20 protein-coding genes and 1 pseudogene are annotated in these 22,241 nt (G+C 61.1%); 8 read left to right on the forward strand and 13 right to left on the reverse strand.

Annotated features, from left to right (window positions below):
* Positions 1–464: Lrp/AsnC family transcriptional regulator (locus tag ACQY7U_RS14920; RefSeq protein ID WP_428645718.1), on the reverse strand; the 464-nt coding region annotated here is incomplete at its 3' end.
* A gap of 121 nt (positions 465–585) precedes the next feature.
* Between ACQY7U_RS14920 and ACQY7U_RS14925 the strand changes: the two genes are divergently transcribed.
* The gene (locus tag ACQY7U_RS14925) at positions 586–2,943 is read left to right on the forward strand and encodes a 1-deoxy-D-xylulose-5-phosphate synthase N-terminal domain-containing protein (protein WP_428645721.1); all 2,358 of its coding nucleotides are present in this window, start codon (positions 586–588) and stop codon (positions 2,941–2,943) included.
* Positions 2,944–2,977: 34 nt separating this feature from the next.
* Here ACQY7U_RS14925 and ACQY7U_RS14930 read toward each other — a convergent pair whose 3' ends face one another.
* The 3 genes and pseudogenes from ACQY7U_RS14930 to ACQY7U_RS14940 form a co-directional block, all read right to left on the reverse strand.
* Entirely contained in the window at positions 2,978–4,255 is a 1,278-nt protein-coding gene (locus ACQY7U_RS14930) for a TRAP transporter large permease (RefSeq protein ID WP_428645723.1), read from the reverse strand.
* Between the two features lie 80 nt (positions 4,256–4,335).
* Positions 4,336–4,878: pseudogene (locus ACQY7U_RS14935) on the reverse strand (TRAP transporter small permease); the annotation flags it as partial.
* A complete protein-coding gene (locus ACQY7U_RS14940; protein WP_428645726.1) occupies positions 4,875–5,852 on the reverse strand; it encodes a sialic acid TRAP transporter substrate-binding protein SiaP in 978 nt (325 codons plus the stop codon). The gene ACQY7U_RS14940 and the pseudogene ACQY7U_RS14935, both read right to left, overlap by 4 nt.
* A gap of 337 nt (positions 5,853–6,189) precedes the next feature.
* Between ACQY7U_RS14940 and ACQY7U_RS14945 the strand changes: the two genes are divergently transcribed.
* Positions 6,190–6,954, forward strand: a complete 765-nt coding sequence (locus ACQY7U_RS14945; protein WP_428645729.1) for a GntR family transcriptional regulator — start codon at positions 6,190–6,192, stop codon at positions 6,952–6,954.
* 7 nt (positions 6,955–6,961) lie between these two features.
* Here ACQY7U_RS14945 and ACQY7U_RS14950 read toward each other — a convergent pair whose 3' ends face one another.
* The gene (locus tag ACQY7U_RS14950) at positions 6,962–7,615 is read right to left on the reverse strand and encodes an NADPH-dependent FMN reductase (protein WP_428645732.1); all 654 of its coding nucleotides are present in this window, start codon (positions 7,613–7,615) and stop codon (positions 6,962–6,964) included.
* A 98-nt stretch (positions 7,616–7,713) separates the two neighbouring features.
* Positions 7,714–8,178, reverse strand: coding sequence for an Rrf2 family transcriptional regulator (locus ACQY7U_RS14955; RefSeq protein WP_428645735.1), 465 nt, complete (start codon positions 8,176–8,178; stop codon positions 7,714–7,716).
* Between the two features lie 231 nt (positions 8,179–8,409).
* Between ACQY7U_RS14955 and ACQY7U_RS14960 the strand changes: the two genes are divergently transcribed.
* The gene (locus ACQY7U_RS14960; protein ID WP_428645738.1) at positions 8,410–9,042 is read left to right on the forward strand and encodes a class I SAM-dependent methyltransferase; all 633 of its coding nucleotides are present in this window, start codon (positions 8,410–8,412) and stop codon (positions 9,040–9,042) included.
* A gap of 151 nt (positions 9,043–9,193) precedes the next feature.
* On the opposite strand, the gene ACQY7U_RS14965 is transcribed toward ACQY7U_RS14960, so the two are convergent.
* Positions 9,194–10,600, reverse strand: coding sequence for a metallophosphoesterase (locus ACQY7U_RS14965; RefSeq protein WP_428645740.1), 1,407 nt, complete (start codon positions 10,598–10,600; stop codon positions 9,194–9,196).
* Between the two features lie 664 nt (positions 10,601–11,264).
* On the opposite strand from ACQY7U_RS14965, the gene ACQY7U_RS14970 reads away from it, so the two are divergent.
* From ACQY7U_RS14970 to ACQY7U_RS14990, 5 genes are all read left to right on the forward strand, one after another.
* Positions 11,265–12,518: an ABC transporter substrate-binding protein gene (locus tag ACQY7U_RS14970; RefSeq protein ID WP_428645743.1), complete on the forward strand. Its 1,254-nt coding sequence runs from the start codon at positions 11,265–11,267 to the stop codon at positions 12,516–12,518.
* A gap of 71 nt (positions 12,519–12,589) precedes the next feature.
* Positions 12,590–13,504: a carbohydrate ABC transporter permease gene (locus tag ACQY7U_RS14975; protein ID WP_428645746.1), complete on the forward strand. Its 915-nt coding sequence runs from the start codon at positions 12,590–12,592 to the stop codon at positions 13,502–13,504.
* A gap of 13 nt (positions 13,505–13,517) precedes the next feature.
* Positions 13,518–14,357: a carbohydrate ABC transporter permease gene (locus ACQY7U_RS14980; RefSeq protein ID WP_428645749.1), complete on the forward strand. Its 840-nt coding sequence runs from the start codon at positions 13,518–13,520 to the stop codon at positions 14,355–14,357.
* On the forward strand, positions 14,354–15,388 hold the full coding sequence (locus ACQY7U_RS14985; protein ID WP_428645752.1) for a Gfo/Idh/MocA family protein: 1,035 nt from the start codon (positions 14,354–14,356) through the stop codon (positions 15,386–15,388). Before ACQY7U_RS14980 ends, ACQY7U_RS14985 begins: the two co-directional genes overlap by 4 nt.
* A complete protein-coding gene (locus ACQY7U_RS14990) occupies positions 15,385–16,383 on the forward strand; it encodes an ABC transporter ATP-binding protein (RefSeq protein ID WP_428645755.1) in 999 nt (332 codons plus the stop codon). Before ACQY7U_RS14985 ends, ACQY7U_RS14990 begins: the two co-directional genes overlap by 4 nt.
* Positions 16,384–16,489: 106 nt before the next feature.
* Here ACQY7U_RS14990 and ACQY7U_RS14995 read toward each other — a convergent pair whose 3' ends face one another.
* The 6 genes from ACQY7U_RS14995 to ACQY7U_RS15020 form a co-directional block, all read right to left on the reverse strand.
* Complete coding sequence (locus ACQY7U_RS14995; protein ID WP_428645758.1) at positions 16,490–16,837, reverse strand: RidA family protein; 348 nt, start codon at positions 16,835–16,837, stop codon at positions 16,490–16,492.
* Between the two features lie 23 nt (positions 16,838–16,860).
* Positions 16,861–17,580: a DUF3726 domain-containing protein gene (locus ACQY7U_RS15000; protein ID WP_428645761.1), complete on the reverse strand. Its 720-nt coding sequence runs from the start codon at positions 17,578–17,580 to the stop codon at positions 16,861–16,863.
* On the reverse strand, positions 17,561–19,252 hold the full coding sequence (locus ACQY7U_RS15005; RefSeq protein ID WP_428645763.1) for a hypothetical protein: 1,692 nt from the start codon (positions 19,250–19,252) through the stop codon (positions 17,561–17,563). Before ACQY7U_RS15005 ends, ACQY7U_RS15000 begins: the two co-directional genes overlap by 20 nt.
* Before the next feature lie 69 nt (positions 19,253–19,321).
* Positions 19,322–20,869: a BCCT family transporter gene (locus tag ACQY7U_RS15010; RefSeq protein ID WP_428645765.1), complete on the reverse strand. Its 1,548-nt coding sequence runs from the start codon at positions 20,867–20,869 to the stop codon at positions 19,322–19,324.
* Positions 20,870–20,893: 24 nt separating this feature from the next.
* Positions 20,894–21,913 (reverse strand): membrane dipeptidase, encoded by a 1,020-nt coding sequence (locus tag ACQY7U_RS15015; RefSeq protein ID WP_428645767.1) that lies wholly within the window; start codon positions 21,911–21,913, stop codon positions 20,894–20,896.
* A partial coding sequence (locus ACQY7U_RS15020) for an aldehyde dehydrogenase family protein (RefSeq protein ID WP_428645770.1) occupies positions 21,910–22,241 on the reverse strand: 332 nt, incomplete at its 5' end. The genes ACQY7U_RS15020 and ACQY7U_RS15015, both read right to left, overlap by 4 nt.

Genomic DNA, 22,241 nt, shown 5'->3' on the forward strand with positions numbered 1-22,241 from the left:
GTCCGCGCGACGCCGGACTTGACACGCCGGAGGGGGATCGAGCTTTCGATATTGGCGACACCCGGCACCTTGGTCAGTTTTCCCGTCAGGAAGGTCTCAAAGGCTGCAAGCCCGGTGGTCGCCACCCGCAGGAGATAGTCCCGGTTGCCGGTCATCAGCCAGCAATCGACGACTTCCGGAAAGGCCTGGATGGCGGCCTCGAACTGGTCCAGCGTGACATCGATCTGCTTGTCGAGCTGAACGGAGACAAAGACGGACACCTCATAGCCGAGCGCGACTTCGTCGATGAGGGCGCAATATCCGGTGATGATGCCGCGCTCTTCCAGATGCCTCAGGCGCCGGGCCGCTGGCGTCGGGCTGAGACCGATGCGCTCGGAGAGTTCCTGAATGGATATCCGGCCGTCTTTTCTCAATTCGCGCAGGATCTGAATATCAAACGTATCAAGTGTGCTGTAATTAGCCAAAAAACTCTCCATACTTGGCGGAAGTCACCAAGAAATAGCCTAAGAGAGTAGGAAATAGCAAGAAACCGGCGCCTGGCCAGGGGTAGATTGGCCTCAAGATCTGATTCAACAGGATTGCGATATGAGCACTGACCATCTGAAGACCATTGAACAACGGCTGCTGTGGCTGTCGCACTGGATGATCCACCACGCCAATCACATCCGCCCGAAAGTGGACGGCATCAAGATCGGCGGTCACCAGGCCAGCTCGGCCTCCATGGTGTCGATCATGACGGCGCTCTATTTCTCGGTGCTCCGGCCGGAGGACCGTGTCGCGGTCAAACCGCATGCCTCGCCGGTGTTCCATGCCATCCAGTATCTCATGGGCAACCAGACCCGGGAAAAGATGGAGAACTTCCGCGGCTTCGGCGGTGTCCAGTCCTATCCCTCCCGCACCAAGGACATCGATGACGTTGATTTTTCCACCGGCTCGGTCGGTCTCGGCGTCGCGATCACCTCCTTTGCCTCGCTGGTGCAGGATTATATCGCCGCTAAAAGCTGGTCGGGGGAGAAGCCCCTCGGCCGGATGATCGCGCTCGTCGGGGATGCGGAGCTCGACGAGGGCAACATCTATGAAGCCCTGCAGGAGGGCTGGAAGAACGATCTCAGGAATTGCTGGTGGATCATCGACTACAATCGCCAGTCGCTCGACGGCATCGTCCGGGAAGGGCTGTTCGACCGGGTCGAGAAGATCTTCGACGCCTTCAGCTGGGACGTTGTCCGGGTCAAATACGGAGCGCTGCAACGAGCCGCCTTCGAAGAACCGGGCGGTGACAGGCTCCGGCAGTGGATCGACGACTGTTCGAACCAGGAATATTCCGCACTTACCTTCATGGGCGGCGCCGTCTGGCGCAAGCGCCTGATGGACGATCTCGGCGACCAGGGCGACGTGACCGCGCTCATCGACCGCAGAAGCGACGACGAACTTGCAGCCCTCATGGAAAATCTCGGCGGCAACTGCACCGAGACCATGGTGGAGGCTTTTGCCGCCATCGATCATGACCGCCCGACCTGTTTCCTGGCCTATACCATCAAGGGCTGGGGCACGCCGATTGCCGGCCACAAGGACAATCACGGCGGCCTGATGAACAAGGCCCAGATGCTTGAATGGCAGAAGCATATGGGGGTTGCGGAGGGCGAGGAGTGGGAGCCCTTCGCGAATGTTGCGGACGTTGCCGCCCTGAAGGCTTTCCTGGATCAGGTGCCGTTCTTCGCCAGGGGCGCACGGCGGTACACGGACGACAAGATCGAGGTTCCCGCCATCGAACTCAGTTCCGACCGGGACATCTCCACGCAGATGGCCTTCGGCAAGGTGCTGGACGACCTTTCCAAGGGCGACAGCAAGCTGGCCGAGCGCATCGTCACCACATCGCCGGACGTGACCGGCACGACCAACCTCGGTCCCTGGGTGAACCGGCGCAAATTGTTTGCGCGCAAGGCCCTTGCCGATGCCTTCATCGAGCACCGGATCCCCTCGACCGCCAAGTGGGAGTTCACGCCCGAAGGCCAGCATATCGAGCTCGGCATTGCCGAGATGAACCTGTTCCTGCTCTTGGGCGCCGCGGGTCTCTCCCATTCGCTCTTCGGCGAGCGCCTCATCCCGATCGGCACGGTCTATGACCCCTTCGTCTGCCGCGGTCTTGATGCACTGAATTACGCCTGTTACCAGGACGCCCGCTTCATGATCGTCGGCACGCCGTCCGGTGTCACGCTGGCGCCGGAAGGCGGGGCGCACCAGTCCATCGGCACGCCGCTCATCGGCATGAGCCAGGACGGGCTTGCCGCCTTCGAGCCGGCGTTTGCCGACGAACTGGCGGTCATCATGGAATGGGCTTTCGATTATCTGCAGCGCGACGGCGAGGGTGATCCGGACGAGCGCACCTGGCTCAGGGACGAGACCGGTGGATCGGTCTATCTGCGCCTTTCCACCAGTCCGATCGAACAGCCGGTCAAGCGCGCGGACGAGGATTTCCGGCAAGGAGCGATCGACGGCGCCTACTGGCTGCGCAAGCCCGGCCCCAATTGCGAGGTGGTCATCGCCTATCAGGGCGTCGTGGCCCCGGAAGCCATCAAGGCGGCGGGGCAACTCGCCGGAAACCGCCGCGACGTCGGTGTTCTGGCGGTGACCTCCGCCGACCGGCTGAATGCGGGCTGGACCGCAGCGCAACGCGCCCGTTCACGCGGAAACCGCGCGGCGCAGTCCCATATCGAACGGCTGATGGCGGATCTGCCCGGCCATTGCAAGCTGATCACCGTGATCGACGGACACCCGGCAACGCTCGCCTGGCTCGGCGGCGTGGCAGGTCATCAGACGATCCCGCTTGGTGTCGAACATTTCGGCCAGACAGGCACCATCGGCGACCTTTACGGCCACTTCGGCATCGATGCGGCCTCGATCATCGAAAAGGTCAATGGTCTGACGCCGGGAAGAACAGTCTAGGAAGAGATGGCGGGGCGCTCGGCCCCGCCGTTTTTTACCGGTAGACCAGCGTCGGCAGCCACATGGAAAAGGCCGGTACGAAGGTCAAGAGCAGCAGCACCGTGATCAGTGGCACCAGGAATGGCGCGGTCGCCGTCACGCAGCGCTCGAAGGGAACTTGCGCCACCTTCGAAAGCACATAAAGCACCATGCCGACAGGCGGTGTCAGCAGGCCGATCATCAGGTTCAGGATCATGATGATGCCGAAGTGAACCGGATCGATCCCGAGGCTGACGGCGACCGGCAACAGCACCGGTGTCAGGATGGTGATCGCGGCGATGGTTTCCATGAAGAGCCCGATGACCAGAACGATCAGCGTGATGATCAACAGAAGCGCCACCTTGTTGTCGGTGAGGTGCACCATCAGGTCCGAGAACTGCCGGGCGGTCTGGTTCGCCGTCAGGATCCAGGCGAAGATCGTCGAGGCCGCCACGATCAACATGATCGCCGCCGTTGTCTCGACCGTCTCGAAGGAGACCTTCAGGATTTTCTTCCAGTCGAGCGTGCGGTAGACCGCCACGCCCAGGAACATGCACCAGGCGACAGCGGCAATCGCCGCTTCCGTCGGCGTGAAGATGCCGAACATGATGCCGCCGATGATGATTGCCGGTGTCATCAGCGGCAACAGCGCGTGAAGGAACGTGTGTCCCAGCCGTCCAAGCCGGAAATTCAGATCGCGCGGATAGTTCCGGCGGCGCGAATACCAGGCGACCATGACCATCAGCGCCAGCGCCATCATCAACCCCGGCACGATCCCCGCCATGAACAGTTGGCCGATGGAAGCGTCCGCGATGACGCCGTAGATCACCAGCGGCAGGGACGGGGGAATGATCGGCCCGATGGTGGAGGAGGCTGCCGTGATGCCGACTGCGAAGTCCGTGTCGTAGCCGCTCTCTCTCATCGCCCGGATCTCGATGTTGCCGAGCCCGCCGGCATCGGCGACGGCTGCCCCCGACATGCCGGCGAAGATGACGCTCGCACCCACATTCACGTGCCCCAGTCCGCCGTGCATCCAGCCCACCGCCGCGCGGGCGAAGGCGAAGATGCGGGTCGTGATGCCTGCGGAGTTCATCAGGTTGCCGGCAAGGATGAAGAAGGGGACCGCGATCAGCGGAAAGGAATTGATGCCGTTGACCATATTGGCCAGCACGATCATCGGCGGCAGCCCTTCAGCGAGAATGAAGGCGAGCGAGGCCAGCGCGAGAGCGGCGGCGACCGGGACCCCGATCATCATCAGGGCGAACAGAAACAGGATCATGAACACGACGGCCATGAGGGCAGGGTCCTTCAATCGGTGGTCAAATGGTCGTCAAGCGAGCGGACGATGTCTTCGGGGCGCTGGCGGAACCGCTTCCACAGCCAGAGGGCGGAATAGAGAGCCATGATGGCGAGCGCGATCACACAGACCGTGTAGATCCAGGCCTTCGGGATCGGCATCGACACCATTTTCTGGCGGGTCTTCTGGGTCAGCTCGAAGCCGATCCAGGTCATGGCGGCAAAAAAGCCGAGCGTGATCGCCTGTGAAACAATGGTCAGGGCTTTTGCCAGGCGGGGGGGCAGCATGCGGATCAGGAATTCCAGCATGATGTGCGTTCCCCGACGGGTCGCGGTGATCGAGCCCAGAAAGCAGACCAGGATCAGCAGATAACGGGCAGCCTCTTCGGTCCATGCCAGGGAATCGTTCAGAACATAGCGGGTGAAGAATTGCAGAAAGACGATCACCGCCAGGACCCAGAAGACCAGAATACCGGGCGCGTCGATCCACTTCAGTTCGCTGAGGTCGGTTTCCCTGTCCTGAAATTCGAGCAGGCCGGGCGCGCTTTGCGCGCGCCCTTCCCGTGTCTTTGCGGCATCCGGACCGGTCAGGTCCGCAACCGCATTGCCGCTTTCGGTCATTGCGCGAGCGCCTGCATCCGCTCGTACTGCTCCTGGGTGTAGGGCACCTTGGATTCATCGGTCAGGATCGGCTCGACGGCAGCCTGGAAGGCGGCCTTGTCGACCTCGTTGACCTTGATGCCCTGTTCCACGAACCACTCCGCCAGCTCCTGTTCGGACTGGTAGATTTCATCCGCGTTCCGGGCGGCGGCATCCTTCAGGACGGCTTCGACGGTTGCCGCATCTTCGCCAAGCTGCGCCATGGCGGTCTCGGATACGACGATGATCAGCGAGTTGCCGATGTGGCCGGTCAGGTTGATGTTGGACTGGACCTCATAGAACTTCTTGAACTTGATGGTCGGCAGCGGGTTCTCCTGGGCGTCCACGACGCCTTGCTGGAGTGCCAGATAGACCTCGGAGAAGGCGATCGGCGTCGGATTGGCGCCGACGGCGTTGGGGAACAGCAGCATCAGAGGCGAGTCCGGCACCCGGATCTTCAACCCCTTCATGTCGTCCGGCTTGGTGATCGGGAAGTTGGAGGTCACATGGCGGTAGCCGTACCAGGTGATGGCCATCACCGAGTGGCCGGTCGCACTCCTGTAGCCTTCGGACAGGTCCTTGAAGAGATCGCTGTCGCGGTAGGCCTTCCAGTGATCGTAGTTCTTCAGCATGAAGGGATAGTCGGAGATGGCGATCGGTCCGTAATCCCGCTCGGCGAAGTTGGGGCCGGTGTAGATCATGTCCACAGATCCGATGGTCAGCCCCTCGTTGATTTCGGCTTCCTTGCCGAGAGACGAGGCCGGATACACCGAGACGTTCACACGGCCACCGGTCTTTTCCTTGATCTGCCCGGCCGCCCACAGCGCCCACTTGTGATAGCTGGATCCTTCCTCATAGACGTGCGCCCATTTCAGGTCCGCCGCCCAGGCCTGGCCGGCCACGATCATTGTCATGGCGGCGGCCAGCAGGCCGCGCCGTACGGTCTTTCCAATCATGTCTTTCCTCCCGTCGGCCGGAACAGGCACCTTCACTTGTCAGGCCGTAACTTGTATAACTAATATACAAGATATGTTAGGTATATGAATGTGTCCGGGATTGCAACCGGATTCAAACTGGCCAATCCTGCGGACGCCTGCTAGATCAGCGGATGTTCCATCGGATCCGATGGAACATCCGCTGATCGCCTCTGAAGTGTTGGAGCATCTTGTCTGCGTTCAATTGACCGCAGGAAGCTCCAGGGAACCAATATGAACGGGAGAAACCGGTGCCGACTCAAACGGCGGGAGTGCCTCTTCGATCGGGAGACGCTCTGGTTTCGGGGGAAAAATGACCGTGTCAGCAGATGAAACGTCGTCCACTGAGCAGAAGTTGCGCAAGCCGAGAACCCGCAATTCGCCGCCGCGCAGTCCGGCAGCGGGCGCGGCCAACCGTGCGCTGCGCAATTCGGAAGTGGTCTATCGCGACCTGCGCGACGGCATCATCAACGTCACGCTCGTGCCGGGCGCGCCGCTCGTGGAAAAGGACATCACCGAGCGCTACGGCATCAGCCGGACACCCGTCCGCGAGGCGATCCTCAGGCTTGCCGAAGAGAAGCTGGTCGACGTCGTTCCCAAGTCCGGCACCTTCGTCGCCAGAATTCCCGTGTCCGACCTGCGCGAAGCCATCGTTGCAAGAACGGCGCTTGAGGAAGTCTGTGTCCGGGAAGCAACGGCAAGGGCCAGCAAAAGCCAGCTGATGGAACTGAGAGCCATCATCCAGCGTGAGCGGGAACTGGCCGAGAACGGTGACGAGCAGGCGTTTCACGATGCCGACAACGCGTTTCATTCGGCCATCGCCACCGCGGGCGGGTATCCGGGGATCTGGACAATGATCGAGAAGATCCGGGTTCAGGTCGAACGCTACCGCCATCTCACGCTGCCTCAGGAGGGCAGGATGGATCGAGTTGTCTCCGAGCATTCAGCCGTGCTCGATGCCATGGAAAAACGCGATGCCGACGAGGCTGCCGCCCGGATGAACAAGCATCTCAACAAATTGCAGATCGACATCGGCACCTTCCAGGATCTCTGGCCCGACTACTTCATTTTCGAGACGAAATAGCCGCACCCTAGTCCGGTGCGTTTCTTTGCGTCGGTGATTTGACGAAGGCTTCCGGAGCCGCGACGGAACCGGCGGCGCGCTGTCTTTCAGCGGCCGCACTCCACCACAGGAGCTGCTTGAAGGTTCGGTCCAGATAAGTGTCCCAGCGGGCAGCATCCACCGTTTCCGGATAGGTGCCCAAATCGTCAAAGACTTCCTGTGCCCTGGGGACGTGAACCATCGACGAGACCGGCAGGCAGCCGAGTTCGGACAGGAAGGTTCGCATGTTGACGGCGGCTCTTGCGCCGCCCCACTGTCCGGCCGAGTAAGTGACGATAGCGCTTGGCTTGTAGGAAAACAGCGAGCTTCCGAAATGGTTGAGAAGGTGGGCCAGCGCCGGTGACATGGAGTGATTATATTCCGGGCTCACCATGACATAGCCGTCCGCCTCCTTGATCTGTTCGGCCAGTGCATCAAGCTCAGCCGGCGCTTTGCCCTTCGCATAAGAAAACTGCGGCTTGAACGGAGAGGGGAGATCGATCTGCAGCGGATCGATGGTGGCAAAGTCGGCACCGTTTTCGGCAAGGCGGCGTTCACAGGCCCTTGCGACCCGCACGCCCAGACGGGCCGGGCGGGGCGGTGTGCTGTCTCGCTCGCTGACAATGAAGATCAGAAATTTCATCGTACTTCCTTACCGGAACCGATGGTCGCGATCCCGTTGTTTCAAATACCTTCAACGAAGCGACTGCCCCGATTTCGGAGGGGCGGGCAAAGCGCCGGCTATCGTTTTTCAGTAGAGTTCTTCTTTCTATTGCTCTGATATTGTTTGATTTTTCCTGAATGAGGGGCGACGAGATCCGCGACCATTGTTTGAGCCAATTCCGCCTTGAACGCTGTCTTCGCGGCCGCAAGGGCGGATCGGGTTGCCGCGTTGGCCGCTTGTTCCAGGAGACAAGCCGGGGCATCCGCCGAGAGACCGACGGCAAACAGCTGGGGTGCCCCAAGGGCTTCGTAAACTTCGAAGAGCGAAATCTCGTTGAGGGGTTTTGCGAGAAACCATCCGCCTCCATGACCCTTGGTCGAGCTTACAAAACCCGCCTGCCTGAGACCCGCCATCATGCGTCTTATGAGCGAGGGGTTGGTGGCCAGCATCTCACCAATCTGGTCTGACGTGGCAGGTTCATCGATTTGATCCAGGTGCAGCAGGACATGAAGCACCCTCGGAAGCCGGCTGTCGGTGGGCAATTTCGTCTCCATTTTTCGCAAACATAGACCGGATCGTTTCATGTGACAAACAAAGGAACGAAAGATTGACAGGCGGTCTTTTGTAACTTAGTGAGTTTCGTGAAATTCAGATGCATTACCGGCAAGCGCCACAACCCGCGCCTGTCCGGCACTCCAACTGTCCCGGACAGGATTTGGGCGACTGATTGCTGCGGCTTGCACTTGGGACAACTGCCAAGGGAAGGGTGAAAAATGAAAATGCCGGATACGAACCAGAGTGCCTTCGATTTCTGGGAGGAGCTGTACCAGCGGTCCGCGCCCGGTACCAACGGGCGCCCTACGACCATCTTGCAACAGCTCGTTGACAACAAGACGCCGGGTCTGGCCCTGGATCTGGGCTGTGCAAAGGGGGATGACGCGGTCTGGCTTGCGCGTCAGGGGTGGCGGGTCACGGCGGTCGACATCTCGCCGACGGTGCTCGGTTACGCAAAAGCCAATGCGCGAAGGTGCGGCGTTGAGGACCAGATCGAGTTCCAGCAACACGATCTGGCCGAAAGCTTTCCGGACTCCCGATTTGATCTGGTGACTGCGCTCTTCCTGCAGACACCAATCGAATTTCCGAGGACACGCGTCTTGCGGCGCGCTGCTGACTCAGTCCATGCGGGCGGGGTGTTGCTGATCGTGTCCCACGGCAAGGTCGCTCCCTGGTCCTGGGCGCAGGAGGGCAGAGCGATTCCAACCGCGCGCGAGGGTATGGAGGAGTTGAACCTGGATGAACGGGACTGGAAGGAAATTTTTGTCGGTTCCCTGGAACGGCTAGCTACGGGGCCGGAAGGGCAGTCGGCAACCGTGACCGACAACGTCGTTGCGCTGGAGCGAATTTAGTTGGCGTTGGCAGTTGGATGTCAAGGAGGACATACAGGCGCTCGGGAGGGGGCAGGGCTCTTGCCGGCAATGGCTCTGTTTGCAGGGAATACATAACAATGAAGTGCAGCCTCTTGCTCTGCTCCGGAGAGGCTCCGGCATCGTGATGCGGTTATTGCCCGGCGCAGTAACACGCCGTATAGGCCTCACGGCTGGTGGCGGTCTGGGCGCAGGAGAAAGCCTTCCAGTTCGACGGGTCGACCTGTTTCTTTTCAGCCTTCACGGCATAAAGAGCGCTGAATTGCTGGCGTAGCGGAGCATCGTTCGAGATCCTTTCCGCGACATCAGCGCGGCTCGCCGGCGATAAGTCCTTGGTCGAGTAAGTCTTGCTGTAGACATATTCGAGCCGCCATTCCGGTTCTGCCCCCTTTGCAGCCGCCTCGAGGTTCGACAGATAGAAGGTCGCCGAATCCTTCACCGCCCCGGTCTGGCGGTCATAAAGGAACGCGGTGAAAGCCGGGTTGTTGCCGAAAATCGGGCTCACCGAGGGGGCGATTTCGCTGGCGATCAGGGGCGTGCCGTCACTGTCCCGGATAACCGTGAAACTGTCCATGTGGGTGTGGCCGGAGAACGTGTAGTCGACGGTCCCGGCGTATTTGCGCATGAGTGTGAGGAAATCGTCGGCGTAGGGATCGCGCCAGAAGGAGCTCACACGGGCCTCGCAGGCACCGGATCGGTGCGTGGTGCTGTAGGCATTGATACCGGGAGGCACATGCATGAGGATCTGGGCTTTCCGGCCTGCCTGCCGGGTCTGATAAAGCTGCCAGTCCAGCCAGGACATCATCGCGCTGCCCGGATCGCCACCATCGGCATTGCAGGTGTCCTTGTAACGCGGCGTCCAGAAGATGTTGTTGAGGACGATGAGGTCCTGATCCGCGACGGTCGGATGCGCGGCCTTGTAAAAACCGCCTGTCCGAAACTGACTGAAGCGTTCTGGTTGCCCGCTCAGCTGCGCCCATTGTCCGGCGATGCCGTGGATGAAGGCGCTGTTGGGTGCGATCTCGTAATCGCCGCAGACGGAATCCGTATTGCCCATCACGCCGAAGATCGGAATTTCGGTAAACGTGCCGCTTAAGAGATGAAAGCCGAATTGGGCGGTTTTCACCGCGAAGGATGCCAGTCCCTGAGGAGAGGGGCCGGCGAGGCGCCGGTAGTTGGCGTTGAACCCGTGGCTCAGGTAATCGCCGGTATAGAGCACATAGTCATAGGTCATGCCCTGTGCCGCGGCGGCTCCCAGGGCGGAGGTGGTCAATGCGTACCCGGAATCCTGGCCGTAGGGTTGAATGCTCATCCCGGCGGTTTTGAAGATCTCAGGCCATTTCGAGACCGGGTTCCGGTCGAGTTCCGGCACTAGGGACGGCTCGGCGAAAGGGTCGAAATGGATGTCGGTCATGAGCAGGAAAATGCCCTCGCCAGGGTCCGGCTGCAGCGGCGGGATCGGCATCTGGGCGCTTGCGGACCCCAATGGCAGAGTTGCGGCAGCCAGAGCAGCCACGGCAAACGCAAATCTGGCGAGCATTGCGGATATCCTCAAATTGCGCAGTCGATATCTTCTTGAAAAAGAGCACATTTCCACCCGGTTGCACAGCGCCGCCGACGAGGAGTTTCGGGAAACGTCCGGAAGCGGAGCCTTGGGTGGGGGGCTACGAGGTGGCGCCGGCAGGTGAAAGCGTCTCTCCCGGCAAACACGGGCAAAAGCGCGGGGTGAATGGGCCGGTGAGTTGGAACCGGAATGACACCACTTTTGAAAAAACTCGATTTTCAGGTGCCGTTTCAGGGGTTCAAATACCGTGGTTCATTTTCATGAGAGCGAAATGAAGACGCAAATTCCGGATTCGAGAGGAAGGATTTTTCCTGAAAAGTAATACCTCTTTGCGGAAATATCGCCTTAATCGCTATCCAAAGAAATACCAATCATGGAAATTGGTATCAAAAAAGGTCTTAAAATTTCCATTTTCACAATTTTGAACTAATAGGTCGACAAGTGGTATCAAATAGGTATTATATGGGGAGCGGGAGGGCGTGGTCGCTCTCCGGCGAAAGTTGTTCTGCATCTGGCGGTAAACAAATGCGACGGACATCGGCTGGCTCTCTGGTCTGCCGGATCCGGGAGCGGGAAGGGCTCCAGCGCCGCCGGGGAACAATTGAACATCCGTTACGGATGGGTTTTTCGGAGGTGTCATATGAAACGTAATATTCTCGCTCTGGCGATGGCCAGCACAGCGCTCTTCACATCGGCGGCCTATGCCGAAGACGTTACCCTGACGATCGAAAGCTGGCGCAACGACGACCTTGCGCTCTGGCAGGAAAAGATCATTCCGGCATTTGAAGCGTCGCATCCGGGCATCAAGGTGAAATTCACCCCGTCTGCGCCGACGGAATACAACGCCGTGCTGAACTCCAAGCTGGATGCCGGCTCCGCGGGCGACCTGATCACCTGCCGTCCTTTCGACGCTTCCCTGGCGCTTTATGATGCCGGTCATTTGGCGAACCTTGCCGACATGGACGCCATGAACAACTTCTCCGACGTCGCCAAGGCCGCCTGGCAGACCGACGACGGTTCGGCCAGCTTCTGTGTTCCGATGGCGTCGGTCATTCACGGTTTCATCTACAACAAGGACGCCTTCGCGGAGCTTGGCCTGGAAGTTCCGGCGACGGAAGACGAGTTCTTCGCCGCCCTCGACAAGATCAAGGAAGACGGCACCTATATCCCGATGGCCATGGGCACCAACGACCAGTGGGAAGCCGCGACGATGGGCTACAACAACATCGGCCCGAACTACTGGAAGGGTGAGGAAGGCCGCCAGGCTCTGATCAAGGGTGAGCAAAAGCTGACCGACGAGCAGTGGGTCGCTCCTTACGCCACCCTGGCCAAGTGGGGCCAGTACCTTGGTGACGGCTACGAAGCCCAGACCTACCCGGACAGCCAGAACCTGTTCACGCTTGGCCGCGCTGCGGTCTATCCGGCAGGCAGCTGGGAAATCTCCGGTTTCAACACCCAGGCCGATTTCGAAATGGGCGCCTTCAAGCCGCCGGTCCGGAACGCAGGCGACAAATGCTACATCTCCGACCACACGGATATCGGCATCGGCATGAACGCCAAGACCGAACATCCGGATGAGGCAAAGGCATTCCTTGCCTGGGTTGCGTCACCGGAATTCGCCACGATCTTCGGCAACGCCCTGCCGGGCTTCTTCCCGCTCTCCAAGACCGCGGTCGAACTGGAAGATCCGCTTGCGAAGGAATTCGTGAGCTGGCGCGGCGAGTGCGAAAGCACGATCCGCTCCACCTACCAGATCCTCTCCCGCGGCACGCCGAACCTGGAGAACGAGACCTGGGGCGCTTCCGTTGCCGCCATCAAGGGCACCGAAACACCCGAGGCGCTCGGCAAGAAGCTGCAGGACGGCCTTGCCAGCTGGTACGAGCCGCAGAAATAACTGGCACACCCCATCGACGCTTTCCCGGGCAGGTTTTTTGCCTGTCCGGGAGACCCTGACCGGAGCTTACTATGAGCAGGCCTCGCTTCCGCTGGCACATCGTCGTGTTCCTGACCCCGGCGGTCCTTGTTTACACGGCGGTGATGATCTTCCCACTCTTCAACACGCTACGGCTTGCGCTCTACAGCAAGATCGACCAGGAGCGTGTGTTCGTCGGGCTGGATAACTTCACAAGGCTTTTGGGCGATCCACTGTGGTCGGACCAGTTCTGGAACGCTCTGGGCAACAATTTCTGGTTCTTCCTGGTCCACATGCTGGTCCAGAACCCGATCGGTATCGCACTTGCCGCCATCCTCAGCCACCCGAAACTGCGCTTCGCGGCCTTCTACCGCTCGGCGATCTTCATTCCGACCATCCTGTCGTTCGTGATTGTCGGTTTTGCCTGGAAACTGATCCTGTCGCCGATCTGGGGCATCGCCCCCTCAATGCTTGACGCCGTCGGCCTGAAATCCCTGTTCGCGCCCTGGCTCGGCAAGGAGGAATACGCGCTGACGGCCCTGTCGCTCATTTCCGTCTGGCAGTTCGTCGGCATCCCGATGATGCTGATCTACGCCGCGCTTCTCTCCATTCCCGAGGAGGTTCTGGAAGCAGGCGAGATCGACGGCATCACCGGCATGTCCGCCTTCTGGAAGATCAAACTGCCGCTGATCCTGCCGTCCATCGGCATCATCTCGATCCTGACCTTCGTCGGCAACTTCAACGCCTTCGACCTGATCTATACGGCGCAGGGAGCTCTGGCCGGTCCGGACTTCTCGACCGATATCCTTGGCACCTTCATGTACCGCACCTTCTTCGGCTTCCAACTCCAGCTGGGCGACCCCTACATGGGATCCGCGATTGCCAGCGCGATGTTCGCGATCATCCTGGTCGGTGTCTGTCTCTACCTATTCGGCATCCAGACCCGGATGCGCAGATATCAGCTGTGAGGGAGGACGACAGATGAACAAGGCACGTTCCAATCCGTTCAACACCGCGGCCATGCACGGCGCGTTGATCCTCTACACGCTGATCGCTCTTTTCCCGGTCTTCGTGATTCTGATCAACAGCTTCAAGTCGCGCAAGGCCATCTTCCGCGAACCCCTGGCCCTGCCGGACGCGGACAGCTTTTCGATGATCGGCTACCAGACGGTCATGAAGCAGGGGGACTTCTTCCTCTATTTCCAGAATTCGATGATCGTCACCGTCGCATCGCTGACCTTCATCCTGCTCTTCGGCGCGATGGCGGCCTTCGCGCTCAGCGAGTACCGTTTCAAGGGCAACATGCTGATGGGCCTGTACCTGGCGCTCGGCATCATGATCCCGATCCGTATCGGCACCGTCGCCATTCTGGAAATGATGGTCGCGACTGGCCTGGTGAACTCGCTGATGGCGCTGATCCTCGTCTATACGGCGCAGGGCCTGCCTCTGGCGGTGTTCATCCTGAGTGAATTCATGCGCCAGGTCTCCGACGATCTGAAGAACGCCGGGCGGATCGACGGCCTGTCCGAATACACGATCTTCTTCCGTCTGGTCTTGCCGCTGGTTCGTCCGGCCATGGCGACCGTCGCAGTCTTCAACATGATCCCGATCTGGAACGACCTTTGGTTCCCGCTGATCCTGGCGCCCGCCGAGGAGACCAAGACGCTGACCCTCGGCAGCCAGGTTTTCATCGGCCAGTTCGTGACGGACTGGAACGCGGTGCTGTCGGCGCTCTCCATGGCGATCCTGCCGGTGCTGATCCTCTACGTGATCTTCTCACGCCAGCTGATCCGCGGCATTACCTCGGGAGCCGTCAAATGATCCGCGTCCTGATCGTTGGTCTCGGCAACATGGGGCTCTCCCATGCGCTGGCGCACCACAAGCTCCCGGCCAGCGAGATCGTCGGCCTCGTCAACCGCTCGGGAAGGGTCAGCCATCCTGAGCTCGCAAGCTACCCGGTCTTTACCGACTATGCGCTTGCACTGGAGACGGCGCGTCCCGATCTCGTGGTGATCTCCACCTATTCCGACACCCATGCGGACTATGCGGTGACCGCAATGGAAGCGGGCGCGCATGTCTTCGTCGAAAAGCCGCTGGCAACGACAGTTGCCGACGCGGAACGCGTCGTCGCCTGCGCCCGGGAGACCGGCCGCAAGCTGGTCGTCGGATATATCCTGCGGCACCATCCTTCCTGGGTTCGCCTGATCGAGGAAGCGCGGGAACTTGGCGGACCCTATGTCTTCCGCATGAACCTTAATCAGCAGAGTGCCGGTGCGGAGTGGGAAACCCACAAGGCTCTGATGAAGACGACGGCCCCGGTGGTGGACTGCGGCGTGCATTACGTCGACGTCTGGTGCCAGATCACCGATGCAAAACCGGTGCGGGTGCACGGCATGGGCCTGCGCCTGTCCGACGAGATCGCGCCGGACATGTACAACTACGGCCAGTTCCAGGTCTTCTTCGAGGACGGGTCCGTCGGCTGGTACGAGGCCGGCTGGGGACCGATGATGTCGGAAACCGCCTTCTTCGTGAAGGACGTCGTCTCGCCGGCCGGCTCGGTCTCGATCGTCGAGGACGACAAGGGCGCTTCGTCCGATGTCGACGGCCACACCAGGGTGGGCGGCCTTCTGGTGCACCGTCCTGGCGGCGACCGGCACGTCGATCTTCCGGGTGAACCCGGTCACCAGGAACTGTGTGACGCCGAGCAGGCCTACATGCTGCGCGCAATCACCGAAAACATCGATCTGACCCGGCATATGCTCGATGCCGTCAAGTCGCTGGCGATCTGCCTGGCGGCCGACGAAAGCATTCGCACCGGTCAATCTGTTCTACTGAAGGAGCTGACGCCATGACGGCGCTAACCCTGTCCAACGTCAACAAGTTCTTCGGCACTGTTCATGTCCTGAAGGACATCGACCTGGAAGTCCAGGACGGCGAGTTCGTCGTTTTCGTCGGCCCGTCCGGCTGCGGCAAGTCCACGCTTCTGCGGGTGATCGCCGGTCTGGAGGACGTGTCCTCCGGCGAAGTGCGCATTGGCGGCGAGGTCGTCAACACCACGCCGCCATCCAGGCGCGGCATCGCCATGGTGTTTCAGAGCTACGCGCTTTATCCGCATCTGAACGTGCGCAAGAACATGTCTCTTGCGCTCAAGCAGGAAAAGCAGAGCAAGGACGTGATCGAACAGCGGGTTGCCGAAGCAACGCGCATGCTCAATCTGGAAGATTATCTGGACCGTTATCCGTCGGAACTCTCCGGCGGCCAGCGCCAGCGTGTCGCGATCGGCCGGGCCATTGTGCGTCATCCGAAGCTGTTCCTGTTCGACGAACCGCTGTCGAATCTTGATGCGGCCCTTCGCATGAACACGCGGCTTGAGATCGCGAACCTGCACCGTCAGCTCAAGACATCGATGATCTACGTCACCCACGATCAGTCGGAAGCCATGACGCTGGCCGACAAGATCGTCGTGCTCAGGGCGGGCCGAATCGAGCAGGTCGGCAGCCCGATGGAGCTCTACAACAATCCGGCCAACCAGTTCGTTGCCGGCTTCCTCGGATCGCCGGCGATGAATTTCCTGCCGGCCGGCCTTGTGAGCGAGGGCGACACGCGCACGCTCGGCATCCGGCCGGAAGACCTGTTCCTCAGTGACGAGGGGCCGCTGAAGGCTTCTGTCCAGCATGTGGAGCAGCTCGGCGGCGACACCAATGTGATCGCCATGGTCAAGGATCACCAGATCACCGCGCGCCTCTTCGGCCAGCACGCCATCGAGCCCGGCAGCGAGCTGAGTTTCGGCATTCCGGAAGGCAAGTCGTTCTACTTCGACGAAGCGGGCGCACGGTTGAGCGCTTGACCGCCACAGGCATGTGATCGCAACAAAAAGGGCCACCCGCGGGGGTGGCCTTTCTCGTTCCGGATAGCAGTTCGACCGACCTTTGACGGCAGCTGTTTCCTTGCTTTCAAAGATGCGCGGTAGCGATCATTTCCACGCGCATGCCAGGGCGGGCGAGGGCGACGCCGCCGGTGGCGCGCGCCGGAGGATTGTCCTTGTCGAGCCACTCGTCCCAGACGGCGTTCATGCCCTGAAAATCCGCCATGTCCGAGAGCCAGACCTGAACCGAGACGACGTTGGATTTGCTGCCGCCGAACTCGGCCATGACACGGTCTATACCTGCCAGGACTTCGCGTGTTTGCGTGGTGATGTCTCCGGAAAGGTCTTGCGGGATCTGGCCGGCCAGAAAGACGATGTCGCCGACGCGAACGGCCTGGCTCATACGGGGACCCGGGTTGTGGCGGTGTACTGTCATTCCATATTCCTGAGTTTGCTGGATTAATCGTTGTCGGACGTTCCCCCGCCAGCTCCGGCACGGGAGCGGTCGGAAGGGGGAACGGTTGTCTTCATGGCAAGAGCGTTCAGGAACTCCAGCGTTTCGGAGCCGACGGGGGCCATCACCGGTTTGCGGGTGGTTTCCCCGACCAAGGTGCCTGTCCGGATGTGAAGTCTTTCTGTTTCCGCTTTTGCCAGAGCCTCGGTTGCCCCGGAGATCTGTCCCTCCGGGCCGAGGTCGATGTCGCCACCGGGCCAGGACAGCCGGACAGGTTTTTCGAGCGCTTCCGCCACCGCGGACAGGAAGGGGAGAACCAGTAGCGGCCGGCTGACGGGACCGGTCTCTAGACCCTCGTTCGCAAGGGGCGTGTCGGGCAGGGCAGCGAAGTCGCAGAGGGTCGCGCCGAGTGAGATCGGGCACAGGGGCGTGCCGGCGGCAGTTTCCCAAAGACCCGGGCGCACGTCCGGGCAGACGTCCTGCCAGCTTTTGCCGGCCGCGCCTTGAAGGTGAGCCGCGAGGGATTTCGGACCGTCAAGACCATAGAGAGCAAGCCAGGCGGCTGCCTGTCCGGCTTCTTCCGCGTGACCCCAGCTCATACCGGCGCCGCGCGCCGCCTTGAAACACAGGGTGGCAATCTCGTTCCGCGACATGAGAATGCGGGCAGTCTTCGGAATGGCTGCCGGAACGACGTCGCCGACCGGATTATGCTTTTCCACGTGCATTCTCAACCTCCTGAGGCAAATCCAGCGGGTATGGCGCGTCCTGGAACAGGCAGATGCGTACCCATTTGTCGGACCGGGGATCGAAGTGGGTTGCGCCGAAGAACGCCAGCTTGCAGCGCATCAGGTCGATGGGCAGCATGTCCCCGGCAATCAGGTTGTCCCGGATTTCCGCGTAAGGATGCAGGCGCGCCATCTGGGCCCGTCGTACCATGAAGCGGTGCTCCGGATGCTGCAGCAGAAAAGCGGCGACACTGTCTCCGGAGGGCCTTGCTTCAAGGTCCGCGTGGAGTTCGCTGGCAAGGCGCGCGATGCAAAGCGGTTGCTCGAGACTGGCGCCTTCGTCCAGTTCCCGTTCGCCCAGACGCGGCTCCAGCTTTTCTTCCGAAACGTACCAGAAGCGCGCGGAACTGTGGGGCCGCGAGAAGTCGACGGCAAGCGCCCAGGAATAGTGTTCCTCCATGAGGGATCGCAGCTCGGCCGTGCTCATCGCCCCATCGATGCGGAAGGACCCATCCTCGTCGGCGCTCATGCGGTCGGCGAGTTCGTCGACGAGCGCGCCATGGGGTTCGAGCAGCAGGGCGAGCAGAGCTTCCTGGCCTTCCTGCGACAGGGACACTTCTCCCCAGCGCCACAGGCGGTCCCAGGGGTAATCGGGGCCTTCCGGAAAGCCTGAAATCTGTTGGGCGAGCAGGTCGAAATCCCGTTTCAACTCCTCAAGCCTGGCAACCTGCAACGGATGTTCGGAGTGCCATTGCGCAAGATTGATCCGGGCATCGGCGAAGGCCTTGTGCAGGCTCTCCGCTGCTAGCGGACTTGCCGTGTCGAGGTTGCGGACCCTGGCAAGCGCTTCCTCGCGCGCCAGCATCCAGTTGTTCAGAAGTACGGGGTGACGGACGATGAAAGGCGCCATGCCGAGGCCGGTCGAATTGCCGACCCCGAGCCTTGCCTTGATTGCCGGGTCGAGGCGGACCGCACGGTCCTTGCCCCTGGAAGTGGCCAGATGTTCCGCCAGATCGACGGTGAATTGGCGGGTCAGCCAGACCGAGAGCATTTCGGCCTGGAACGGTGCGGCCAGTTCCGGACGGCTGCGGATTTTTTCATGGTCCGCCGCCCCGAATTTGCCCGAGCCGTAGACGGCCGTGGTGCGCATCAGGTATCCGACGGCTTCGATTTCGTTCCGGTCGGGCTGGTCGCCTTGCGACAGGCGCTCGACAACGTGATTGAAGAGACGCACGGACCTGTTGGCCCGGCTGAGGGAAAGTTCGCTTTCCGAGACGCGTCCGGCCTCCTGCAGCGGAACGTTTCTTTCCAGGCGCTCCAGATCGTCCTCCGACGGCACGCCATCAAAAAGGGCGAACGTGGCGTCCCAGGCGGTGGCAATCACCCGGTCCGAACGCATGTCGTCGGGAAGGTCGTGCGCAAAGGCGACCAGGCTGTAGGAACGCTCGGGACCATTGGCGCAATAGACCGCGCGTCCGACGCCCTTGTCGTTCACGTCCCAGACCGGCCGCGTGAACGTCCAGCCTTCACTCTGCATGCGCCTCAGAAGCACACGCAGGAAGGACAGCCGGGTGGGATGGGCCGAACCCATACGTGTCAGCCGCATCACGTCGGCGGGGCATCTCCTGCCAGCCACTTGCATCGGCGCGCTATCCAGTTCTTGCAACAGCATCTCAACGTCACTCCAGCACCATTCCGGGGAGACGGTTCCCGGAAAGCCGGGAACCGTCAGGATTGAGTGTTACTTGCGGCCCAGAGCCAGGGTGATACGCAACGCATCCCATATGGACGGAAGCAGTACCAGTGACACGGGAACGGCTGTCACGACGATGAAGCTTTGAAGTTTGCCGATACCGCCGGAGCCTGTCGAGATCAGGATGAGCGCCATGACACCCATGGCCAGCCCCCAGAAGGCCCGCAGGACCGTCGGCGGTGTTTCGTCGGACATGGCGGCTGCAATCACGAAGCTCATGGAGTCGCTCGTCGTTGCAACGAAGATCATCGTGAGGATCAGGAACAGCACCGACAGCAGGAAGCCGAGCGGCATGGCCTGGGTGATGGCCAGGAGACCGGCCGGCAGGTTGAAGCCTTCGAACGGCCCGGAAATCACGCCCGGTGTCAGCTGTTCCAGCGCAATGCCGGAACCGCCGATGATCGTGAACCAGAAATTCGTGACGATCGGTGCGATGATCGAGAGCATGATGATGATCGAACGGATCGAGCGGCCACGGCTGACCCGTGCGATGAACATCGCCATCAGCGGTCCGTAGCCCAGGAACCAGCCCCAGAAGAACACGGTCCACCAGCCGAGCCAGCCCGGTGCGCCGAAGAGGCCGGCATCGCCACGATACATGGACAGGGAAAAGAATTCCGTCAGATAGGTACCGAAGCCGCCCGCGAAACCCTCAAAGATCGCACCCGTCGGCCCGGCAACAAGCATGAAGGCCAGCAGTGCGAAAGCCAGAATGACGTTCAGCTTGGACAGCAGCTGAATGCCTTTGGAAAGACCGGTAATGGCCGAGACGGTGTAGACACCGGCCAGGGCAAGGATGACAACAGCCTGGGTCGCAAAGGTGTCCGGAACACCGAACAGCGCATTGAGGCCATAGGACATCTGCAGGCCCAGGAAGCCGATCGGTCCGACCGTTCCGGCGACAACCGCGATGATGCAGCTGGAATCCGCGATCAGTCCGATCGGCCCGTTGATCGCATGATCGCCGAAGACGGGATAGAGCAGGGTCCGTGGCGCAAGCGGCAGGCCCTTGTCATAGTGATAGTGCATCAGCATGACGGTGGTCAGGGACCCGAGAATGGCCCAGGCCAGGAAACCCCAATGCAGGAAGGACTGCGCCAGCGCGGCCTCGGCGCGCGCCTGCGGGTCGGTGCTGAGATCCCCGAACAGCGGCGGCGTGGACAGGTAGTGGGCTATCGGCTCTCCGGCCGCCCAGAACACGCCGCCCCCTGCCAGCAGGGTGCACATGATCATGGAGCCCCACTGGAAGGCCGTGAATTCCGGCTTTGCCAGTTTGCCCATCACGGCTTTGCTGCCGGGCAGGAAGCAGATCAGAATGCCGATAAGGAAGGTCGCGAGCAGGAGCACCTGCCAGTAGAGGCCGAAGTACTGTGCGGAGACGCCAAAGCCCTGGTCCACCAGTGCCGACAGGCTTTCGATGTCGATGAGCGCATAGGCGCAGAACAAGAGAATGAAGCCGCCGGTCACCGCGAAGAGCGGCTTGTCGATCAGGCTTCGTCCGGCGGAGAGCCGTCCGGTTTCGGTAATGTCGGTCATGTTTTCCTCCCAGAAAGTGTCGACCTATTCAGCCGCTTGCGAAACCTTTTCCGAGGCGTTCGCGGGTGCCTCAAAACTCGCTTCGAAGAAGCGCAGCCAATTGCCTCCCATGACCGCCTGGACGTCCCCGGCGGTCATTCCGACGGCGCTCAGGCCGTCGGCGATTTGATTGAAATGCCGGTTGTCGGAGAACCAGTGCGGCATCTCGGGGAACCCGGGTGCCGCAGCCGAGCCTTCGCCGTAGTCGATGGACTTGGTCCAGCGTCCGGTGCGCATCCATTCCACGATGCTGTCCGGCTGGTCCTGGCAAAGGTCCGTGCCGATCCCGATCCGCTCGATGCCCATCAGATCGGCGGTCCGCGCGATCATTTCGCAGAAATCCTGCAAACGGCAGGCACTGCCGTCCTTCAGGTGATGGGGATAGACGGAGAACCCGAGCATGCCGCCGCTTTGACCAAGCGCCTGCAGCACGTGATCGGACTTGTTGCGCAGCGCCGGGTGCCAGCCCGCCGGATTGGCATGGGTGATCGCGATGGGGCGCGTCGACAGCTCGATGGCTTCAAGCGTCGACCTCTCGCCGGAATGGCTCATGTCGACGACCAGCCCGACCCGGTTCATCTCGGCGATGACCTCCCGTCCCATGCGGGTGATGCCGGTGTCCTCGTCTTCGTAGCAGCCGGTCGCCAGCAGCGACTGGTTGTTGTAGGTCAGCTGCATGAAGCGCAGGCCGAGCGTGTGCAGGACCTCGACAAGCCCGATGTCGTCTTCCATGCAGGACGGGTTCTGCGACCCGAAGAAGATTGCCGTGCGGCCGGTCTGTCTTGCCCGGGTCACATCCGCGGCCGTCCGGCCCTGGAAGATGAGATCCGGATAGGTTTCGAACCAGCGGTTCCACTGCTCGATGTTATGGACCGTCTCGCGGAAGTTCTCGTGATAGGTGATGGTCACATGGATCGCGTCCACCCGGCCTTCGCGCAGTTGCCGGAAGATCTTTTCCGACCAGCGGGCATATTGCAGCCCGTCTATCAGCGGGGCGCCGGTCATGAAGGCTCTCCGGCGGAAACGTAAGCGGTTTTTACCGAGGTGTAGAACTCGGCGGCGTAGCGGCCCTGTTCGCGCGGACCGAAAGAGGAGGCGCCGCGCCCGCCGAAGGGAACGTGATAATCCGTTCCGGCGGTCGGCAGGTTCACCATCACGCAGCCCGCGCGCATGTTGGCGCGGAAATGTGAGGCACGGGCGAGAGAGCTCGTCATGATGCCCGCGGTTAGGCCGAATTCGCTGTCGTTGGCAATCGCAAGCGCCTCGTCGTAGCCGCCGGCCTTGATCACGCAGGTGACGGGCGCGAACATTTCTTCCCTGTTGATGCGCATGT

Origin of the sequence: Roseibium sp. (assembly GCF_050301095.1) — a bacterium.
GTDB lineage: Bacteria > Pseudomonadota > Alphaproteobacteria > Rhizobiales > Stappiaceae > Roseibium.